This window comes from Vibrio sp. 2092 (genome assembly GCF_033339635.1).
GTDB classification, from domain to species: Bacteria; Pseudomonadota; Gammaproteobacteria; order Enterobacterales; family Vibrionaceae; genus Vibrio; species Vibrio alginolyticus.
Window position 1 is genome coordinate 452870 of sequence record NZ_JAWOUY010000002.1, and the last position, 17803, is coordinate 470672.

Genomic DNA, 17803 nt, shown 5'->3' on the forward strand with positions numbered 1-17803 from the left:
GACTACTCTTATTCTTTTGTTCTTTCCCTAAACACCCGATAACGGGTCCTTCATATGGTGTTGCACTAAGCAACCTGCGTTAATTTACTAATAATTAACAATTAACTCCAACCCATTGTCCATAAACTCACCCAGTTGTATAGCTCTCTTAAAAAAGAAGCTTGCGAATCTTGTGGATTGGCGGTATTGATGAAGGATTGACAATTAATTATCACGATAATATGGATATTTTGAATTTCGAGGCATTTATTATTGCCATTACGATTTTAACGTTAACGCCAGGTTTAGATACTGCACTTGTTATCCGTAACACTAGCCGCTCGGGCCTAAAAGATGGATGTACAACCAGTCTAGGGATTTGCTTTGGCTTATTCGTACATGCTTTTTTTTCTGCGGTTGGTATCTCGGCGATTCTTGCGCAATCAGCAGAGTTGTTCCAAATCGTAAAAATGATTGGCGCAGCTTATCTTATCTGGCTTGGTTTGAGCGGTTTAAAAGCGCTAATGTCGTCGAAAGATGGATTGACCGTGACCGAGCAGATTCACGAAGTGTTTAATGGTAAGCGCTCTTTTAGAGAGGGCTTTCTTTCTAACGTCTTGAACCCGAAAACGGCGGTCTTCTATTTGGCTTTCTTGCCACAGTTTGTGAATCCAGAAGGTTCACCCTTGCTTCAATCAATGATGATGGCATCTGTACACTTTGCTATTGCGATGGTTTGGCAGTGTGGTTTAGCTGGCGCGCTTAACTCGGCTAAAAATCTACTAAAGAATGCAAGCTTTATGAAGTGGATGGAAGGCGCGACGGGCGCAGTATTAGTCGCACTTGGTGTGAAGTTATTAATTGAAAAACCCGTTTAATGCGTAATATTTATCGATTGTTGATACTACTCGCTGTATTTATTGTGGGGATAGGTGCCGCTGTTGCTTGGCATACGTGGCCACAAGTACAGTTTGCGCAACGCGGCATGATCTGGTCTTGGCACTGGGGCTACTTCGAGCCTTTTGCTAATGGAATACAACAAACGCGAACTCAAGACACTAAACAGTTATTGCTCAGGCGTGTGTATTTGCATGACGCTATTGTCGTTTTTGTTTCGACAACTATGGACAATAAATTTGAGGTTGACGTTGTAAAAGAGCAAACCTGTGAACCTAAAACGACAACTTGGGCTTCGGTCTCTGTCAATCATCAACGTGTTAGGCATGTACCTATGGTGTGCGATGCGTTTGGGCAAGGCTACTTTTATCGCTACATCGGGAAACATCTGGAATCGATTGAGGTTGGTGTCGGCGACTCGTTTGTAACAGAAGCATTTTTAGACTGGCCGCTATCAGAGTTGAAAGCGGATCAATTCAAGCAAAAAAATGCGAAGTTTTTTGAAGAACGTGGAGAAAACGTTGAGCATCAATGGTTGAGAGATTAACCATTTAACCGAAGATAAATAAAGCCCGCTAAATAATAGCGGGCTATGTGTTTTTACCATTTCTAATGTGTTTTGCTCTCTGTGACTGGTAGTTTGTGACCGCAAACCTGCCGTTTCACTAAGCTTTCACTGCTTCAACTTCACCTGATTGCGATGTTGAGCTAAAGAACAGTTTGGTTTCTGCCAGTACGACGTGACGCAGTGCGATCAAACCAATTAGGTTAGGAATTGCCATCAGACCGTTTACGATATCAGCCAGTAGCCAAATCATATCGAGGTGAAGGAATGCACCAGATGCCACCAAGCCGACGAAAATCAGTTTGTATGGAAGCACAGCTTTAGTTCCGAACAGGAACACAACGCAACGCTCACCGTAGTAGTTCCAACCAAGAATGGTGGTAAAAGCGAAGAACATCAAACCGATTGAGACGAGCATAGGGCCAAATGTATCTGCATTTAAACCCACCGCAAAAGCATGAGTCGTCATCGCGGCACCTGCAAGGTCACTTTGCCATGCACCGGTCAGGATTAGAGCAAGGCCTGTCATGGTACAAATAATGATGGTATCGAAAAAGGTACCCGTCATTGAAATTAGGCCTTGTTTAACACAAGAGTCTGTCTTCGCTGCTGCTGCTGCCATAGGCGCGCTACCCAAACCAGATTCATTTGAGAACACACCGCGAGCGATACCTGATTGGATTGCCAACATGATGCTTGCACCTAGAAAACCACCAGTCGCTGCTGTTGATGTAAAGGCTGAAACCAGCACTAATTCAACGGCATTGAACAATTGGTCTGCATTCATGATGATCACGCTTAAACACGCCAACACATAAAATACAGCCATGGTAGGAACCACTTTTCCTGCAACGTTAGCAATGGATTTGATGCCACCCAAAGTTACGAAAGCAACCAAAAGAGTTAGTACAAAGGCAGATAGCTCACGGTTAACACCAAGAGATATCTCACTTGCATCCAGAATCGCGTTTACTTGTGGAAACGTACCGATACCAAAACAAGCAACACCCAAAGCAAACACTGCAAACATGATCGCGAGAGCTTTTGAGCCAACACCGTATTGCAAGTAATACATTGGGCCACCAATCATTTGGCCTTTATCATCGACTCTTCGGTACTTAACCGCCAACAAACATTCGGCGTATTTAGTCGCCATTCCGAAAAGGGCTGCGAGCCACATCCAGAATAGAGCGCCTGGTCCACCGAGTTTGATTGCTGTGGCAACACCAACAATGTTACCAGTACCAATTGTTGCTGAGAGCGCAGTACAAAGAGCTGCAAAGCTAGAAACGTCACCTTGAGTATTAGATGACTTATCTTTACTGAATACCATCGCTAGCGCTGTTGGGAGGTGTTTAAACTGGATCAAGCCAAGGCTAAAAGTGAAGTAAACCCCTGTACCTACTAGCAAAATAAGCAGCGGTGGACCCCAGACAAAATTATCGATGGTTTGTAGTAAAGATTGTAGGTTGTTCATGATTTCCCCTTAATAAAACAACTAATAAGGAGAAGAGGGAAAGGACGAGATCAACGATCTCTAAAAGAACTAAGCTATTGGTTGTAGGCGGGAAGGCCAAGCAAAATAGTTAGGTTGTAACTTTCCACTCCTCTGTCCTTTTGCCTGAGAGTTTCACCTTGCGTGAGTGCAAGACTTGCTCCTTCGGCGACCGATTTAACGGTTCTCTCCAGAGGTTCCTCCAACTACAGTCCCCGCTACCTAGGTAGCACCTGAAATAGTTAATTCTTCGGCGAGTTATGCTAATCAAATGTTAAAATTTGATTAATAACCACTCTCCTGCAGTCTTCATCGGAACAATTACCTTTGATTTATATAAGTTTCTCAGTTGTTACTAAGTTGTTACATAACTCTCAGATAATCAGATAGTTAGCCTATTGCTAACAGCGCATAATTTACCAACTATGAGATATAGGTCAAGTATTTTTCATAGTGTTTTAAGTCGATGTACTCCAATTTGTACCCCAACTTGTGTATTCGATAGTATAAAAAACCCCACCAATAAGGTGGGGTAATGTCATTACTGTAAGCCTTAATTTGAAGCTGATAGGTTTTGATAAAAGCCTATCATCCTTTGCTCTTCAGCGTTGTCTATCTCAGAACGAATTGTGTTGATAATGTTCCCGTTATGATTCACATCGGATACGATATTGAGGTTAACATCTACTTTTTGATGTTGTGTTTGAATTGAACTAATCTCTTTACCAGCACGACCAAGTAGATCGAAGATATTTGTATTTAAGAACTCGGTATATTTATTTTTACCAAAAAAGTTTTCAGGATCTAACAAGCCGCCTTTTCTGCCCTCATATACAGCGTATCCGCCCATTAACCAAGGGTTAGCTCTTGCTGCCATACCTGCTGCTGCTCGTGCGGCTGCACCACCTTTAACACTTGCACTTGTTGCACTACCAAGACCTAGTGCACTTGCTGCACGGCTAATAAGCTTGAACAAACCTTTGAATGCATTTGTTAATGTATTTACAACACTCAAGCCACCGCTTAATACAGTGAAGATTTTCGAACCGACCCAAATTGAAGCAATTGTTTTACCAATCGTGATAATCTCATCACCATGTTTAACAGCTGTGTTAACGAAAGACCTTACAGATTCACCCATTTGTCGGAAAGTAGGCTGTAATTCTTTTAAGTCAGTCATAATGGAGTTGATATTACCTCCACCAAATCCAACAAGGAATTCGTCGGCTAGGCGTCCAACCCCTACACCCATCAACGTGATGTTCTGTCTAGCTTTCACTAGAGTATCTAAATCTTGTTGTGAGAGATTCAAACCAAATCGTTCACGTTGTGAAGCAATTTCATCAAGATTACGGATTGCCTTAAATTGCAAAATAGCATCGTTGCCGAACGACTCTAACAAGAACGTTAACTTGTTCATGTCTGTTCCTCTACGTTTGGCTTCCTTAGCAATAAGATTCATAGCTTCAAGTGGTCGTAACTCTTTTAGCATCTTCTCAGAAATCTTACTATTTTCTTTTAGCCACTCTGCAACATCTTTAAACTCACCGCCTTGCGTTTGTTGGTAGTCTCCGAGCTTGTCTGCGAAGTCTTTGTATTGGTCTGCAACAGAATCCATCGATAAACCATACTTCTCGGACGCAGCCGCAATATCTTGGAATGTCTTAGCATCCAAACCAGATTTCTTGAGAGCAGCATCCAGTTCTGTAGCTCGTTGTAGTGATTGTTGGATACCCACTGCTGCTAAACTACCACCAACTAACGCAGCGCTCATACCTGCATTTTTGAGAGAACTTGCTGCCGCCATTCTACGCTCATTGTTTTGGCGAGTGATTAACGCTGCTTGTTTAGATAGTTCTCGTGTTCGGGATCTCTCTTTACGGTTTGTATCAGATAGTTGATTCTTCAGCTTCTTCTCTAAATGAAGCAACTCTTCTGTAGTTTTAGCCTGTTTCAGTTTATTTAATAGAACCTTCTTTTCTGCCCCATTCATATCACGAATTGCACTTGTGGATTGAGAAATTCGAAGCAACACTTTCTTCTGTGTAGCTTCGAATTTCTCTTGTTCAAGCTGTAATTTTCGATAATGTTTTATGTGAGAATCTTGATCTTGTTGTCGTTGTCGCCTAGCTCTAGGAGAACCACCAACACCAAGAACATTTTCAGGGTTAGCTTTATCGAGTTGTCGAGCCAGCTTTTTACTATCTTTCAACACCTTATTCCAAGACGGACGATCGAGCTTCCATGCAATCGTGTTTGTAAATTTATGAAGTTGTCGAGCCATATGAATTAACCTTCTCTGTTAAAAAATTCTTTAATAATTTGTTCATTCGATTTTTGTTCTAACCCCATGAGATTTACATAACCATCTTTATATAAATCAGGTAGTTTATTAACCTTGCCACTAAAGCCATTATTAGAGCTGTTAGTTTTACGTTGACCATCAATTGACTTTTGTTCATCGGCAAACGTTAGAAGGTATGCTTTTTCATAAGACACGTTGCGGATATGTTCTAATAGGAGTCGATATTCCATAGAATCAGTTGTGTTGACTTGTCGAGGCGTATATTTAACAATGACGTAGTCATTTAAATTGTAAAACTCATTCACGATTGTTAATTTAGTGCTTTTGTTAAACCAATAGAGAAGAATTTCATGGGCATTCAAAGGGCGTTGCTCTTTGTCATCAATACTTAACAAATTACCCTCTGGGTTTTTAATAGGGTTCTTACCAACATAACAAATAAGGCTTAATGTTGGGTTACTCTTAACTACATTTGAAGTGATAACGCTCTTATCGCTTACTGGGTATTTGGTAGCATTAGCTTGATAACTGGGTAACACCTCAGTAAACGCATCGGCATAAAGTCTACCTAGGTTGTTATCCATAATATATGTGGGTGTGATCATAAATCATCCTTATTTTCTCAGTTCTTCATCCACAATCTTCTTTATCTTCTTCAATACTGTTCGATAATCCTCTTTAGGATCTTTCTCTTTTGGTTTACCAAATAGGGTATTGATAATTAGAATAGGGATGAGGATAAGAAGGAGGGGAGGTAATTGTTGTATAAATTCCATAGGCTTTTTATAAACCCCTTAGTTAAAAGGGGCTGTTATATTTTTATTTTTTATATTGGATACTCTTATAGTCTAGATTTTCAGCTTCACTTTCTTTCACCCAAAGTTTATGCTGTTTATCATCAGCGAGATATTTACGAAGAGGGGTAAAATTTAAATGGGTAAGAACTTCTTCGATATCTTTGTTTGAGGCGTTTCCACACATATCTTTTAACTCATCAAAGAACCAATAATCTCTTGACTCAATGCTATCAAAGTATTGTGAGAAATTAACATACATATCATTTAGGCTATTAGCTTCACTAGCGGCTAATTCAGCAATAGCTTTATCATAAGCTGCTTTCTGTTCAGAATGCTTGTTTTGAGCCCAATTCGTTGCTTTTACAACATCCATTTTTTCTTTACGTTCAATCTCATAAAGTTCATTAATAAGAGATACAACTTGTTCTTTGATAGTTTTAATATCTTCCTCAATCAAGCAATCAGGCTTCTTCATGATAAGCTTATTAACACTCAATTGATGGAATAAATTGTGTTCTTGACTAGAGACTGTTTTATATCCTTCTTTCAACAATTCATCATGAGTCACTAAAAGCTGTTGTAATCCTTCTCGGATAAATTCATGGTGATATGCACACAGTTTATTCTCTTTTACAAGGTTGCTACCACTTAAAAGGTATGTGATTTGATCCTTACGTGAACTAAATGCTTTAGGTGCGGATGTGTTGATAAAAGGTAATCTATAAGAAGCTAAATTGAAATTGATCACCTTATCAACACGTTCCTGATCAAGTTCTGGTTTAGTCACTTGAGTGCGATAATATTCTTTGATAAGTTCTTCAACAGTTTGGATATTTGGTAAGGTGTCGGTTGCAATGCTCATTTATTGTTATCCTTATTTTGTTTTTTAATTAGGGATTGGAGAGTACGGAGTTTCTGTAAAACTAGTTTTGTTTCTTCTGCCATATTACAAACCTCGTTTCTCTTTCGCTCTACGAACTGCCGCTTCAAGTTTAAGTTTGTGTTCTAATTTCTCTTGCTCGTAACTTAGTTCTTGTTCTGGTTCACTCTTAACTACAGGCTTTGAAACACTCGCTAATGCGGTAGCTTTGGCTTTATCAAAAGCAGGGGTATTGCTATTACTTGCGGTTGCTTTGGCGGTTGGTGTAGGTTTATGGCTGTATACGCTATTACCATGCATGTATGTTAGAAACTCTTCTTGAGTCAGCAATTTATCGACAAGTTTCAAGCTTAATGCTTTATCAGCACTGTAAACTTTTGCTTGAGTATCAATGACCTGTTGCTTACTAAGTGGACGATAGTTAGCTACATGTTCAACAAATTTGGTGTAAGTTTCGTTTACTGATTCTTGTAAGTCGTCTAAAAACTCTTGTTTAAAGCTACCGTCGGCTGCATAAGGGATTTTATTATTTCCAGCGTATACGAAGCTACGTGAAATACCTTGCTGTTCTAGTGCTTTACTGTCGTTTTGCAATTTTATAACCACACCCACCGATCCAATGCTGTAGCTCTCTGGGTCTGCAATAACATCATGTGATGTTGAGGCTAGGGCGTATGCGGCGCTACAGGCTTCACCATCAATCCAAGCAGTTAACTTAATACCGTTAGCGTCAGCGATTTTTCGTAGTTGTTTGGCACAGTAGAAGCAGTTAAAAGCTTCGCCACCACCGGAGCTAATATTCAAAACTACCTTTTTCTTACCTGAATCAGCTAGGCTTTGCATGTTGGCAATTAGATCACTGTAGTTAGTTCCACCACATAACGCTTGGAAATTTGTTGGTCTGGCGGTGAGGACTCCAGAAACGTCCAATACACCAAAACCTTGCTGTTCTAGTTTATCTTTTAATGGGTTTGGTGAACTCAATGCTTCACCAGATAGTGCTAGTTGGCGAGCCTCTTTGTTTTCGATAACCTCTGCGATTGTTTCAAAAAAGTTTAGGCTGCAAAGTTGAGGTTTTTGTAAAACTGCTTTACTTAAGTAATTCATGATATTCCTTATTATAGTTTTATGATTTTATAGATTCCGGAGATATTGAGAGGTTTGCCAGTTTTGCAATATAGATAGAATGTAGACTTGCTGACTTCAAGGTTGTCTTTAATCCTCTTATATAAGTCATGTAAGCATTGAATTATTTTCTCTGTTCCATCTGAAAAATAAATTTTATATGTACCAACTAGAGTTTCTTTAAAGTTTTCACTTTGGGATTTAATGCTACAGTTCTCTTTACAATAATCGCCAACATCCCCGAAACGACAAACGGAGACTACTTCTTTTTTACGCCTTTCAAAGTATTTATGGTTTAATAGAAATTCATAAAATTCGACAATTTCAAACTTATTCCTTACATCTCTGTAATTAGGGTGATTCTTGCATCTCCCCGTAATCCCGTAATAAATTTCTAGAGTTTTGTTTAGTTCTTGGTCAGAAATGTTCGGATAAGACTCTAATAACGTTTTCTTATTATTCCTTTTCTTCATATTGTTTCTCTATTATTATTCTATGTTGCTGCTATTGAACTGGGGGTTAAAGATCTATTGATTTTATTTTTCTAGAAGCTTGATACATTTTTAAAGCGGCATCGATAATTTCAAATTGCTCTTCATCCTCATATAGATTTCTAGCTCTCAATCGCATGATATATACATTTTTAATGTTACGACTTCCAGTTATCAATTCATTTAATAGTTCTTCGGGTGAACTATATAAAATCCGTTTTCTAGGCATGGGTTGACCTCCATTGTTAAATTGGATTAGGTTTAAATTAAGTGAGAGTATAAGATTGTTAATTCACTGTGGAAGTGATTAGAAGGTATAGAGTAATTGTAAACTTTTTGACTACAATTAAATGGTGCAAAACCTCAACTTTATATTAGATAGAGGAAAGGAGGAGCCTCATCACTAATAAAATAAGTTGAGTAAAACGCTTGGAGTAACGTTTTTAGCATTGCAACACTAGAGATAACAAAGGAAAATTTTATCGAAAACATAGGAAGGATGTCGAATAAAACTAGAGAAGTCTTTTAAATCACTCTATACAACTATTATATCAAAAATATATTTATTTGTATAGTAAATACATTAAAATAATATAGACTATTACTTATTTTTGTGTTAACTGATCATGAGTTTCTTGAATTAAAATACATAGTTCAGCATGGGGTATCTTAGTATTATAAAACCAATCGTAAACGGTAGGCTGTCTTTTACAGTTTATAACATTCTTCATATGTGGAATTAATCGGTTGACTTCGGTTAAAGTTGTCATGTGTTTATCTACACCTGCGCCAGCGTCGAAGTCTTTGAGCATCTTAATGAACCTTGCACTCAGCGTCTTAACGGGTTTTTGTCTCTTAGGAGGTGATAAAGAATGTTCTAACCAGTTATTTAAATAAGGCATTCGTGCCTTTTCAGGTTTGTTTCTATAAGCGTTGAAACCTACATCTAGAAGAATGGTTTTGTATGTCTGTGAGTGTTTTATGTAAGCCTGAAACCTTATTTTAGAAACTGATAATCCACCACCCATAGGTATCAATTGAGGGCTTTGCTCGATGACATAATCAGTGTTAAATAAGATATCATCTAGATCTTGTTTGTAGATTGGTAGCCATTCATCAACCAGTTTATTAAGCTTTTCCTGTTTCTTTGGCTCTAGTTTTGAAAGGAGCATTTCGTACTTTTTGTGTAAGTCTTCCATTTCACACCAACCTTGCATAGTTAAAACGGCGGCGAAATTGCTTCAGCTTTCTAATTCGGTATTTCTTCACGTTATGATTTCCTTATTGTTACATCGCCCTATATAACGTGCGAGAACGTGCCTACAAGCGATTAAGCACGTATAGAGGGCGATGTATTAGTTTTATTTAGATGGGTGTTAAGGTGGTGCAGAGAGTATTAAGAGAAGTTTTTACTCGTCTTCCTGTGATGGGAATTGCTGAAAGATTTCATAAACTTCACGCTCAAGTTCAGAAGTTGCAAGCGGAAATTCTTTCATCAACATGGGAGCACCTTTCAATTCTGCCAGTTCGATAAGTTTGCTAATTGCGTTTGGGTAATCGCGGAGGATTAAAACAAATTCGTCAGGTGTAAGATTGTCATATTCGAAACCATCAGCTTTCCTTTTATATGGGAATTTCCACTGGCTTAAATCTAACCACCCATCAAGGTCGAAGGCTATTACCGCCTCAGCTTCATCATTAAGTTCGAGTTCACACCAGCTTAATGATTTAGGTGTTGAGCTTTTTAAGATATCAAGGGCAATATCTCGATCTTGAGTTATGAACAGTGTTTCCGCTTCACATACTGGTTTTAAAAGAATAAAAGTGTCATTAGTTTTCATATGATTGTTTCCTCTTATTTGGAGTGATACATACAAGTAGCCCTACGTTGTGCTCAAAGCATGTATCAGATTTATTTCAGTGTAGTCTATGGTAGCTAGGTAAGTTTTGGTGTTAGCGTTGCGCTAAAAGGGGATGGGTAGATTATCTCTGTTTGTTAGCATTAATGGAGTTAAATCACGTTTTGACCGTTGCCATTTATCCGCTAACTCTGTCCAATCAAACAGATTTTGAACCGCACCGTTTACAAATAGTCGGCGTTCTTGCTCTGTAGTTGTTTCCATCCATAGATCATAATCTTCACGCTCTTCGAGTTCTTCCTCATGTGCTCGACTCAAATCATCACGGTAGGCTATATCCGGTATAGTTTCGAATTCCGGTTGTAATTGCTCCGTAGGTTTGAACACATATCGGTCTACAGTTTCAAAAACCTTCGCTTGATACGTAATCCCTTGATCGTGTAAGGACACTTTGATTTTGCACAAGTCTGTTTTGGTTAAAACTTTCTTCCAAGCTTTTTCCATTACTTCGATCAGTTCTTCTCTGTATTGAGCCTCAACACAAAATGAATCATGGTAAGGTAAGCAAATCACACCTTTCTTTGTGAAGTGGTCGATCACACGGATAGCAATTTCTGAATCGATGGTTTGTAACTTGACACCAAGATCACTACAAAATAAGTGTGCAATAGGAGAGTGCATACGCTTGATCTCATCCATCAGACCAAGAATGTTAAGATTATGAATACTGTTATATTCGGTTTTTTTCAGCTTGTTGTAGTTTGCTTGGATAGCTGCTCTTGCATCACCATCATTTTTAGCGTTGAACATCATGTTTACTGACATTTTGGTAAGTTGACGAAGTTGGTCAGCGTCATAACCATCATTGATAAAATCAGTAAACTGAAGGGCGTACATGTCTAGTTCTGGGTTGTAGTATTCACCAGATTTTATATAGGCCGCCGAAATATGGATTCCTGAATAATCCGCCTCTACCGTGTCATTGTATTTAATGCGTAGTGTCTGACGACCTAAGTTTAGCTCTTTGTGCTTGTTAAGCTTACCGCTTGGTTCACACTGGAATGACCCACCATAAATACGCATTCCCATATCTCGATCCCAAGAGTTGATATCTTCTTCAATATCAATCAAACCAACGGCTTGAAATTGAGGTTGCCAAGCAAACCCATTCATTGTGATCGGCTGTTCCATACACAACTTGTTTAGATTGGTGATAGCACGTTTATAAATCTTAGAATTGGTAAAGCTGATCTCATCATTTACGGCGACAACGGTCTTAACATCTATCTTATTTTGTTTGCGTAGACGTAGTTCAAACCAGTTGTGTTGAGGTTTCACCGCTTTGAGATAAACACCATCGAACAGTTTTAAAAACTTCTCAGTGAATACCAGTACACTTGAATGGCTTCTATCATGGTCTTTCTGATACTTTGCCCCTTTAATCTTTACCATGTATCCATTGGTCACTAGTCGATTTACAAACTCAATCGTATGTTCGTAACTGATCACGTTAGTATCCATTCGGTTTTGAATACTGTTCAGTGTGTTGTAATAGTTTTTATTGAACGGGAACTTGATTGCTGTGTATCCATTCTTAACAGCTAACGCACCAATGTAAGTAATTATCTGAGCTTGCAGATCATAAAGAGGTAGAGGGTTTTTATTCTTATCTCTTCGAACTGTAGAAAATTCAGGGGAGAGAGATTGAATCAGTTGGTTATAAACGGGTTGTGTTGCTTTGTTGGTGTACGGTTGCAAGTTCGCTTGATAGCTGTTGGCTCGAATAAAGCTTTGGTCTTTAAACTTAAAGTAGGGTATTGGTAAATCAGGATCGTACTTAGTGACAATCTCCTGAAATTGGCTGTGTATCATTATTATTGTGCTCCATGAGATCGGATAAGATAGTTTTGTAATGGTTCTCGACAAATCGCTTAATGCTCGTATTGTTCTGCTCCGCTAACTGGAGTAAGAAAGCAAACTGGTCTGCATTAAAGTCGTGCTTTATATACATTTGATGTTTCCTTTGTTTTGTCGTTGGAATGTAGGTTCTATCTGGGTTGTGACTGAAAAAGCCCCCAGAAATTTTATAAACAAAATCCGTCACTCAATACATAAGCCATGTGTTGGCAGTGGTTGAAATGCTTGGTGAACTGTTGTTTATAGGTATCAGGCAGAAACTTATTAATCTGCTTAGGGTTGCCACCTGTGAGCATCAATTGCTCTAGGAACATGTCTTTGTTTTTGTGGGCTGAGTAAGACTCAACAATCCGTTGAATATCGGTTTTAGTACATTGCATTATTCCCCCTCTCCAATATTATTATTAAATTCTTCAATCAACCTAAACATATACACAGCCAACCCATAATGAATAGCCTCACTGAATTTACCTTCTTTATTTCGAACAGCCTTTCGTTGACTCACATTAGCTGGTGTTGTCTCTCCATTCATTAAGCGTCGTAGTTGCAATTGTGTGATGAGTGGGAGCGTGTTTAACTTAATTTCATCTGGTAGTTTGTATGTCATATTAAAAATCCTTATATTGCAGATACGAGAAAACCACCAACGTGTGGTTCTGAACAAGTTCAGCACGTAGTGTATAAATTAGATTGTGAGGTGGTAAGGTGATCGGGGACGATCTGGATGTTAGAGTAGTAAACTGAATTACTATTCTTATATAATAACACTAAATGAGAATGATTGTCAACAACTATTTGTGACTAATGTCGCTTTTTAAGTTATTCAAGTTGACTTTTGTCTCCATCTATACTTACCAATCTACCATCTAAAAATAGTTTGTCAAGCGAGGGTGGGTAAGCTATTGATTTCAAAGTAATCGTTAAGAGTAAGTCGGTTCACTTTATTCTGCAAATACTCATGTACTTTCAATGTCATTTCTTCAATAGACATCTCACCAGATTCAACTTTCTCTTCACCAGCAATATACATCCCATCTTGACGAATCTTTGGTAACACTTCTTCACATACCCAATCTTGGAATTTTTCTGCATCAGGTTTCTTAGAACGCATAACCAGTCGGTAAATATCGAATTCATTAATCCAGATATTTTTAACAATAATTTCGTTATGACTTAACCCCTGTTTAACTAAGGATTGATACGGGGTTGGTAAGTTATTGTTTTCATTAGAAACGTCCAAATTGGACGTTTCTAATTTCTCAATATCCAACTTAGAGATTTTAACAGTGTGTTTACATAGGTTATAAGCTTTACTCTTTTCTGTGTAACCTAATACCGTAGCCACAGTTTCAGCCTTAAAGTAAGGAACAACCTTACCCTTATGATTCTCCCACATGATAGTTTCAATGTTCATACCATCGTAATCAAAAATCTGCATTTCTTTGTTCATGTATTATTTCTCCTACTTAATTTCAATAATTTCACAATTGTTTGTTAGGGACGATACGAATGAATCTATAGTTAAGACTTATATATATTATTACTTAACTTAACTTAACTTAACTTAACTAAGACACTTATATAGAGTCTAGTCATAGTCTCATATGTATTGATATACCTAGCTTTGAGTCTCAGAAGTCCCCCGTTTTTTTGTGAGGTTATGATTTCGTACTATTACTTACAGCTAATTGATTATTAACTCTAATGTTATTATTAATCTCTCTCTTTCTCATTCAATACTAATACTTCCAATTACTAACACACTTATATAGAGTCTAACTGTTAATCTATAACTATTGATATATCTACCTTCTTGAGAAATAAGCCCCCACGTTTTTTTTGAAGCGTTTACTTTACCTACTAATTGCTATACTCAATATCGTTAACTCTGTTCAACGCTGAGACATCACCATGAAACGATTATTATTAGCTGCTATGTGCTTACTTACGGCTACTGGACAGGCAGAAACCACCTGTAAAACCGATGCGATAGGAATAACACGTTGTAAGGACTCCTCCACAGGTACAGAGGCAAGGTATCGAGTCGATCCCCATGGAAAAATTCGAGATGACCAAGGCAATGTTTGGCGACAAGACCCCCATGGTAAATGGCGTAATGATAAGACAGGAACGATCATCTCCAAGGATTCCAATGGGATCATTCGAGACAATAAAGGCAACACATGGAAGCGTAGCTCTGATGGATCTCTTAGGGGGAGCAACGGCACGATATGTAAGAAGGATTTACAGGGTACGGTTAGGTGTAAGGATTAAGAACGAGGCTTATATGATAAAAATAAAATACGTTACTACGTTGTTGGTAATAGCAATGTCAGGCTGTGGTGATTACGAATCGGTATCCATCCCTAGTTTAGAATTAACGGAAGAACAAAACCAAGTGCTCTTGGGAGTAACAGCGTCTAACCTGACATGTGCTGCTATCAGCAGATATTCAAATGATATCGGTTCACCGATTGAAGATCGGAGTTATCTAGAAAACGCAGAAACTGCTTTTAGTATTATCGCTAATTCTAATTTAAGTGATAGAAGTAAAAACTGGGATGAAACTTATAAGCAGATGAAAACCGTAGTTTATAATGGGGTTATTACAGATTTGAATAATGCACCATCTTTGAATGACTTTTACGATCATGTATTTCCACATTATCAAGAAGCCTTAAAAGTAAAATCTATCCGAGATTGTGCCGATGTAAGTGCAGTAACTAGGCGTATTCTTGACCCGTTGTTGGTTCTGTAAAGTAGTCGATAGTGGATGATAAAGAGGTCATTACTAGTGAAATTAAGTAGTACACCTATTAACGATAGGTTTCTTATTACTTGCTAAACAAACCTCTCTATCCATTCTTACCCCACAGATTAAAACTTTTCATAAATGGTAATCAATTTACCAAAAATGCAACATTTGATGATGAATAATAATTCAATAAATGCATATAACCCATTTGTGCAATATAAATGTAAATACTCAGATATTAAGTCTATTTGTGCACTGGATGTGTGAGTGTGGGGTAATTGGTGTGCAAATGCTTCTATGCGGCTCTGACAAGCGTTTTAGCTGTGAATCGGTGTGATTGTATTAATATGGATTAGGACGTTGTGAGAGGCTTTGAGGCGTTTTAAAAGGCAATAAAAAAAACCGCCATGATAGGCGGCTTGGTGATAGGACAGGGGATAGATTGAACGGTTAGTTATTCTCTTTGATGTAACGATAAAGTGTTGCGATTCCGACTCCTGCAGCTTTTGCAGCTTTCTCTTTGCTCATTCCGGTATCAACATACTTGAGAGCTTCTTTACACTTGTCTAGCGTCTTCTGAGATTGTTGTTTGCCCTTGTACTTACCATCGGCTTTAGCTTTGGCGATACCTAGAGCTTGACGCTCTAACATTAACTCACGTTCCATTTGGGCAACACTGGCTAAGATTCCTAATATCATTTTCCCACTAACACTAGATGTATCAACACCAATATTAAGGATTTCGAACTCTACACCTTTACTCTGATATTCCTCTATCAGTGTCATTAATTCGCCCTGAGAGCGTCCTAGACGGCTTAATTCTCGAATAACTATCTTATCCCCTTTCTTAACTTTACTTAACAGTGTGGTTAGTTCTGGACGGTCTAAACTCTTACCACTAGCTATGTCTGCGTATATCGTAGCATCAGGGTACTTATTCTTAATTTCAATTGTCTGTGGATCTGATTGTTGGGTATTGGTACTAACTCTAACGTAACCGTAAATCATCTTACTATCTCCTGTCTATCATAAGGGTTCTCAATGATAAAATTATGATAAATTCTATCTTATAAGTTGTCAATGCTCTAAATGATAGATTGTTATCAGTAAGTCATAAGACCAAACCTAAAAGATAGTGATTGGTTCTCAAGTATCACGACAATCATTTGTTGCTTAAATGATTCTTAAAATGTCCACAGAAAAGGGCAGTGATTGGTGGGGTAAATAGAGCGTTGTTTGTATGCGGAATAGGTGCATAAATATTTCTACATTTCTACGATTTTCAAATCTGTGGGTGTGTGCCGTGCTCAGTGAGTCGATCTCTCAATTTCATACTTCCAACCCTTAGTTTATAATACTTTCCTGTAACAAAGGATATTTTAGATATAAATGAAACACCCATTCATTTATATGTTTATGTGTAACAAAAATTTTTATATATTATAAATATTTCGCTAATCATGATATAATTGTTACATGCTATCATGTAAGGTGTTAGATATTTTTATAGATATTCCACACTTTTAAGCAGCACAAAATCACCTCGATATTTCATTTTAAAAATCATCATAAATTTACGCTTATTTTATTCAGTTTTTACTAAATTTAATTCAACCATATTATGGTAAGTTATTGATTTATAGATAAGCAGTACACCTTTATTACAACATTCAGGACTCTTACTCATGAACCGAAATCAAAAGATTTTGTATGTTCAAGGGGAGATCTTAAGCCTAAATTCCAGTCTATTAAGCAATACAAAAATTTCACCAGAAATTAAGCATGTAATATACCTATTAGGTTTAAATCTACCTTATTCATACATTGAAGAAACAACTGGATTTAAACAATCCTACCTAAGAAAAATAAAATCTGTACACAAACAGGTTGTTGATTGCTTACAAGAAGAAACAGCCAATCTTTACAGTATTAACGGCATTAACTAATAAGGATAATAATAATGAATAGTAAGCCTTTACCCGTTGTAACAAACATCGGAAACCGTCACTCTTTACAAAACCACCTCGATACACTTCTTGATGTAGCATCGGCACAGGATAAGAACCTGCAAGCCATTAATAAAGCTTATAGCGGATTAATCAAATCTCTTATTTCCGCCGCCCAAGGAAAAGAAGAAATCAATAAATCACAGTTAGATTGCATCAAGATCTTACTAGCCGAACATAAGCACCTTAACAAAGTGGTAGCGGATATTGAGGAGTTGATTAAAAAGGTTCGTATCTACCAAGATGAAGAGGCTAAACACACTCCAAGTAAATCTGCTTCAAAACAAAAAATTTCACTCCCTAAAATTCCACTAGATACACCAATGTACGGAGGCGAAAAATAATGCACGTTAATTACTTCGGTGTTCATGCAGAACTTTGTCACAGCTTACTATCTGTATGGGGATATGATGAAGAAACCCTTAATCAGCATCATATCTACCTACCACTGATTACGTTATCCTCACCAGAAACGAAAGCTACGTTATGGCGGTCGATTCTGCAGCATCAAGAGGTATTACAAGTCGTTCTAATCAACAATGAAGATTACGGTGTTAAATACCTTTTATACGTCCTTCAAGAGTTCTGTACAGCTTGTAGCGATAAAGTAGGGTGTTTATATGATGATGTAGAAGAAGGGACGTTACAAGCCGCTTGGGAACATGTGGAACAGCATGTGATCCCCTCTTTGGGTGATGATAAATGTGTTATTACGTTTGGTGCAGTGTAATA

General features: G+C 37.9%; 21 protein-coding genes and 1 riboswitch. Of the genes, 6 read left to right on the forward strand and 15 right to left on the reverse strand.

The features are described from left to right. Positions 1-221 precede the first annotated feature (221 nt). Together R7P80_RS05800 and R7P80_RS05805 are read left to right on the forward strand one after the other, a co-directional pair. Positions 222-857 carry a LysE family translocator gene (locus tag R7P80_RS05800; protein ID WP_225491436.1) on the forward strand — a complete coding sequence of 212 codons (636 nt, stop codon included), beginning with the start codon at positions 222-224 and terminating at the stop codon, positions 855-857. Continuing rightward, positions 857-1423, forward strand: coding sequence for a hypothetical protein (locus tag R7P80_RS05805; protein WP_005385713.1), 567 nt, complete (start codon positions 857-859; stop codon positions 1421-1423). The genes R7P80_RS05800 and R7P80_RS05805 overlap by 1 nt, the downstream gene beginning before the upstream one ends. Positions 1424-1541: 118 nt before the next feature. Here the strand turns inward: R7P80_RS05805 and R7P80_RS05810 are convergent, their stop codons facing one another. The 14 genes from R7P80_RS05810 to R7P80_RS05875 form a co-directional block, all read right to left on the reverse strand. After that, on the reverse strand, positions 1542-2918 hold the full coding sequence (locus R7P80_RS05810) for an alanine/glycine:cation symporter family protein (protein WP_005377785.1): 1377 nt from the start codon (positions 2916-2918) through the stop codon (positions 1542-1544). A gap of 122 nt (positions 2919-3040) precedes the next feature. Beyond that, positions 3041-3140: riboswitch (glycine riboswitch) on the reverse strand. Positions 3141-3489: 349 nt separating this feature from the next. Continuing rightward, a complete protein-coding gene (locus R7P80_RS05815; protein ID WP_318096697.1) occupies positions 3490-5220 on the reverse strand; it encodes a hypothetical protein in 1731 nt (576 codons plus the stop codon). Between the two features lie 5 nt (positions 5221-5225). Continuing rightward, positions 5226-5846 (reverse strand): phage baseplate protein, encoded by a 621-nt coding sequence (locus R7P80_RS05820; RefSeq protein ID WP_225491434.1) that lies wholly within the window; start codon positions 5844-5846, stop codon positions 5226-5228. A 214-nt stretch (positions 5847-6060) separates the two neighbouring features. Then, entirely contained in the window at positions 6061-6900 is an 840-nt protein-coding gene (locus R7P80_RS05825; protein WP_225491433.1) for a hypothetical protein, read from the reverse strand. 84 nt (positions 6901-6984) lie between these two features. Beyond that, a complete protein-coding gene (locus tag R7P80_RS05830; RefSeq protein WP_225491432.1) occupies positions 6985-8025 on the reverse strand; it encodes a S49 family peptidase in 1041 nt (346 codons plus the stop codon). An 11-nt stretch (positions 8026-8036) separates the two neighbouring features. Further along, positions 8037-8516 carry a hypothetical protein gene (locus R7P80_RS05835; RefSeq protein WP_069547983.1) on the reverse strand — a complete coding sequence of 160 codons (480 nt, stop codon included), beginning with the start codon at positions 8514-8516 and terminating at the stop codon, positions 8037-8039. 46 nt (positions 8517-8562) lie between these two features. After that, a complete protein-coding gene (locus tag R7P80_RS05840; RefSeq protein WP_225491431.1) occupies positions 8563-8763 on the reverse strand; it encodes a hypothetical protein in 201 nt (66 codons plus the stop codon). A 376-nt stretch (positions 8764-9139) separates the two neighbouring features. After that, positions 9140-9733 (reverse strand): hypothetical protein, encoded by a 594-nt coding sequence (locus R7P80_RS05845; protein WP_225491430.1) that lies wholly within the window; start codon positions 9731-9733, stop codon positions 9140-9142. 210 nt (positions 9734-9943) lie between these two features. Continuing rightward, the gene (locus R7P80_RS05850) at positions 9944-10375 is read right to left on the reverse strand and encodes a hypothetical protein (RefSeq protein WP_225491429.1); all 432 of its coding nucleotides are present in this window, start codon (positions 10373-10375) and stop codon (positions 9944-9946) included. A gap of 123 nt (positions 10376-10498) precedes the next feature. Further along, positions 10499-12265: a hypothetical protein gene (locus tag R7P80_RS05855; RefSeq protein ID WP_225491428.1), complete on the reverse strand. Its 1767-nt coding sequence runs from the start codon at positions 12263-12265 to the stop codon at positions 10499-10501. Next, on the reverse strand, positions 12231-12404 hold the full coding sequence (locus R7P80_RS05860; protein WP_161939210.1) for a hypothetical protein: 174 nt from the start codon (positions 12402-12404) through the stop codon (positions 12231-12233). Before R7P80_RS05860 ends, R7P80_RS05855 begins: the two co-directional genes overlap by 35 nt. A 73-nt stretch (positions 12405-12477) precedes the next feature. Beyond that, positions 12478-12690 carry a hypothetical protein gene (locus R7P80_RS05865; RefSeq protein WP_064376822.1) on the reverse strand — a complete coding sequence of 71 codons (213 nt, stop codon included), beginning with the start codon at positions 12688-12690 and terminating at the stop codon, positions 12478-12480. After that, a complete protein-coding gene (locus R7P80_RS05870) occupies positions 12690-12917 on the reverse strand; it encodes a hypothetical protein (RefSeq protein WP_064376823.1) in 228 nt (75 codons plus the stop codon). Before R7P80_RS05870 ends, R7P80_RS05865 begins: the two co-directional genes overlap by 1 nt. A 273-nt stretch (positions 12918-13190) precedes the next feature. Then, a complete protein-coding gene (locus R7P80_RS05875) occupies positions 13191-13760 on the reverse strand; it encodes a Bro-N domain-containing protein (RefSeq protein WP_225491427.1) in 570 nt (189 codons plus the stop codon). A 603-nt stretch (positions 13761-14363) separates the two neighbouring features. On the opposite strand from R7P80_RS05875, the gene R7P80_RS05880 reads away from it, so the two are divergent. Continuing rightward, positions 14364-15068, forward strand: a complete 705-nt coding sequence (locus tag R7P80_RS05880; RefSeq protein ID WP_225491426.1) for a hypothetical protein — start codon at positions 14364-14366, stop codon at positions 15066-15068. Positions 15069-15515: 447 nt separating this feature from the next. Here R7P80_RS05880 and R7P80_RS05885 read toward each other — a convergent pair whose 3' ends face one another. Beyond that, positions 15516-16073 carry a recombinase family protein gene (locus R7P80_RS05885; protein WP_025626785.1) on the reverse strand — a complete coding sequence of 186 codons (558 nt, stop codon included), beginning with the start codon at positions 16071-16073 and terminating at the stop codon, positions 15516-15518. Positions 16074-16750: 677 nt separating this feature from the next. On the opposite strand from R7P80_RS05885, the gene R7P80_RS05890 reads away from it, so the two are divergent. The 3 genes from R7P80_RS05890 to R7P80_RS05900 are packed head-to-tail and all read left to right on the forward strand — an operon-like array spanning position 16751 to position 17801. Beyond that, on the forward strand, positions 16751-17011 hold the full coding sequence (locus R7P80_RS05890) for a hypothetical protein (protein WP_029849079.1): 261 nt from the start codon (positions 16751-16753) through the stop codon (positions 17009-17011). 14 nt (positions 17012-17025) lie between these two features. Then, positions 17026-17415 (forward strand): hypothetical protein, encoded by a 390-nt coding sequence (locus R7P80_RS05895; RefSeq protein WP_151515583.1) that lies wholly within the window; start codon positions 17026-17028, stop codon positions 17413-17415. Next, complete coding sequence (locus R7P80_RS05900) at positions 17415-17801, forward strand: hypothetical protein (RefSeq protein ID WP_225491425.1); 387 nt, start codon at positions 17415-17417, stop codon at positions 17799-17801. The genes R7P80_RS05895 and R7P80_RS05900 overlap by 1 nt, the downstream gene beginning before the upstream one ends. Positions 17802-17803 lie beyond the last annotated feature (2 nt).

Excerpts from the sequence above, each read along its gene's own strand:
- R7P80_RS05800 (WP_225491436.1), top strand. The coding sequence starts at position 222 with ATGGATATTTTGAATTTCGAGGCATTTATTATTGCCATTACGATTTTA.
- R7P80_RS05805 (WP_005385713.1), top strand. The coding sequence starts at position 857 with ATGCGTAATATTTATCGATTGTTGATACTACTCGCTGTATTTATTGTG.
- R7P80_RS05810 (WP_005377785.1), bottom strand. The coding sequence starts at position 2,918 with ATGAACAACCTACAATCTTTACTACAAACCATCGATAATTTTGTCTGG.
- R7P80_RS05815 (WP_318096697.1), bottom strand. The coding sequence starts at position 5,220 with ATGGCTCGACAACTTCATAAATTTACAAACACGATTGCATGGAAGCTC.
- R7P80_RS05820 (WP_225491434.1), bottom strand. The coding sequence starts at position 5,846 with ATGATCACACCCACATATATTATGGATAACAACCTAGGTAGACTTTAT.
- R7P80_RS05825 (WP_225491433.1), bottom strand. The coding sequence starts at position 6,900 with ATGAGCATTGCAACCGACACCTTACCAAATATCCAAACTGTTGAAGAA.
- R7P80_RS05830 (WP_225491432.1), bottom strand. The coding sequence starts at position 8,025 with ATGAATTACTTAAGTAAAGCAGTTTTACAAAAACCTCAACTTTGCAGC.
- R7P80_RS05835 (WP_069547983.1), bottom strand. The coding sequence starts at position 8,516 with ATGAAGAAAAGGAATAATAAGAAAACGTTATTAGAGTCTTATCCGAAC.
- R7P80_RS05840 (WP_225491431.1), bottom strand. The coding sequence starts at position 8,763 with ATGCCTAGAAAACGGATTTTATATAGTTCACCCGAAGAACTATTAAAT.
- R7P80_RS05845 (WP_225491430.1), bottom strand. The coding sequence starts at position 9,733 with ATGGAAGACTTACACAAAAAGTACGAAATGCTCCTTTCAAAACTAGAG.
- R7P80_RS05850 (WP_225491429.1), bottom strand. The coding sequence starts at position 10,375 with ATGAAAACTAATGACACTTTTATTCTTTTAAAACCAGTATGTGAAGCG.
- R7P80_RS05855 (WP_225491428.1), bottom strand. The coding sequence starts at position 12,265 with ATGATACACAGCCAATTTCAGGAGATTGTCACTAAGTACGATCCTGAT.
- R7P80_RS05860 (WP_161939210.1), bottom strand. The coding sequence starts at position 12,404 with ATGTATATAAAGCACGACTTTAATGCAGACCAGTTTGCTTTCTTACTC.
- R7P80_RS05865 (WP_064376822.1), bottom strand. The coding sequence starts at position 12,690 with ATGCAATGTACTAAAACCGATATTCAACGGATTGTTGAGTCTTACTCA.
- R7P80_RS05870 (WP_064376823.1), bottom strand. The coding sequence starts at position 12,917 with ATGACATACAAACTACCAGATGAAATTAAGTTAAACACGCTCCCACTC.
- R7P80_RS05875 (WP_225491427.1), bottom strand. The coding sequence starts at position 13,760 with ATGAACAAAGAAATGCAGATTTTTGATTACGATGGTATGAACATTGAA.
- R7P80_RS05880 (WP_225491426.1), top strand. The coding sequence starts at position 14,364 with ATGGAAAAATTCGAGATGACCAAGGCAATGTTTGGCGACAAGACCCCC.
- R7P80_RS05885 (WP_025626785.1), bottom strand. The coding sequence starts at position 16,073 with ATGATTTACGGTTACGTTAGAGTTAGTACCAATACCCAACAATCAGAT.
- R7P80_RS05890 (WP_029849079.1), top strand. The coding sequence starts at position 16,751 with ATGAACCGAAATCAAAAGATTTTGTATGTTCAAGGGGAGATCTTAAGC.
- R7P80_RS05895 (WP_151515583.1), top strand. The coding sequence starts at position 17,026 with ATGAATAGTAAGCCTTTACCCGTTGTAACAAACATCGGAAACCGTCAC.
- R7P80_RS05900 (WP_225491425.1), top strand. The coding sequence starts at position 17,415 with ATGCACGTTAATTACTTCGGTGTTCATGCAGAACTTTGTCACAGCTTA.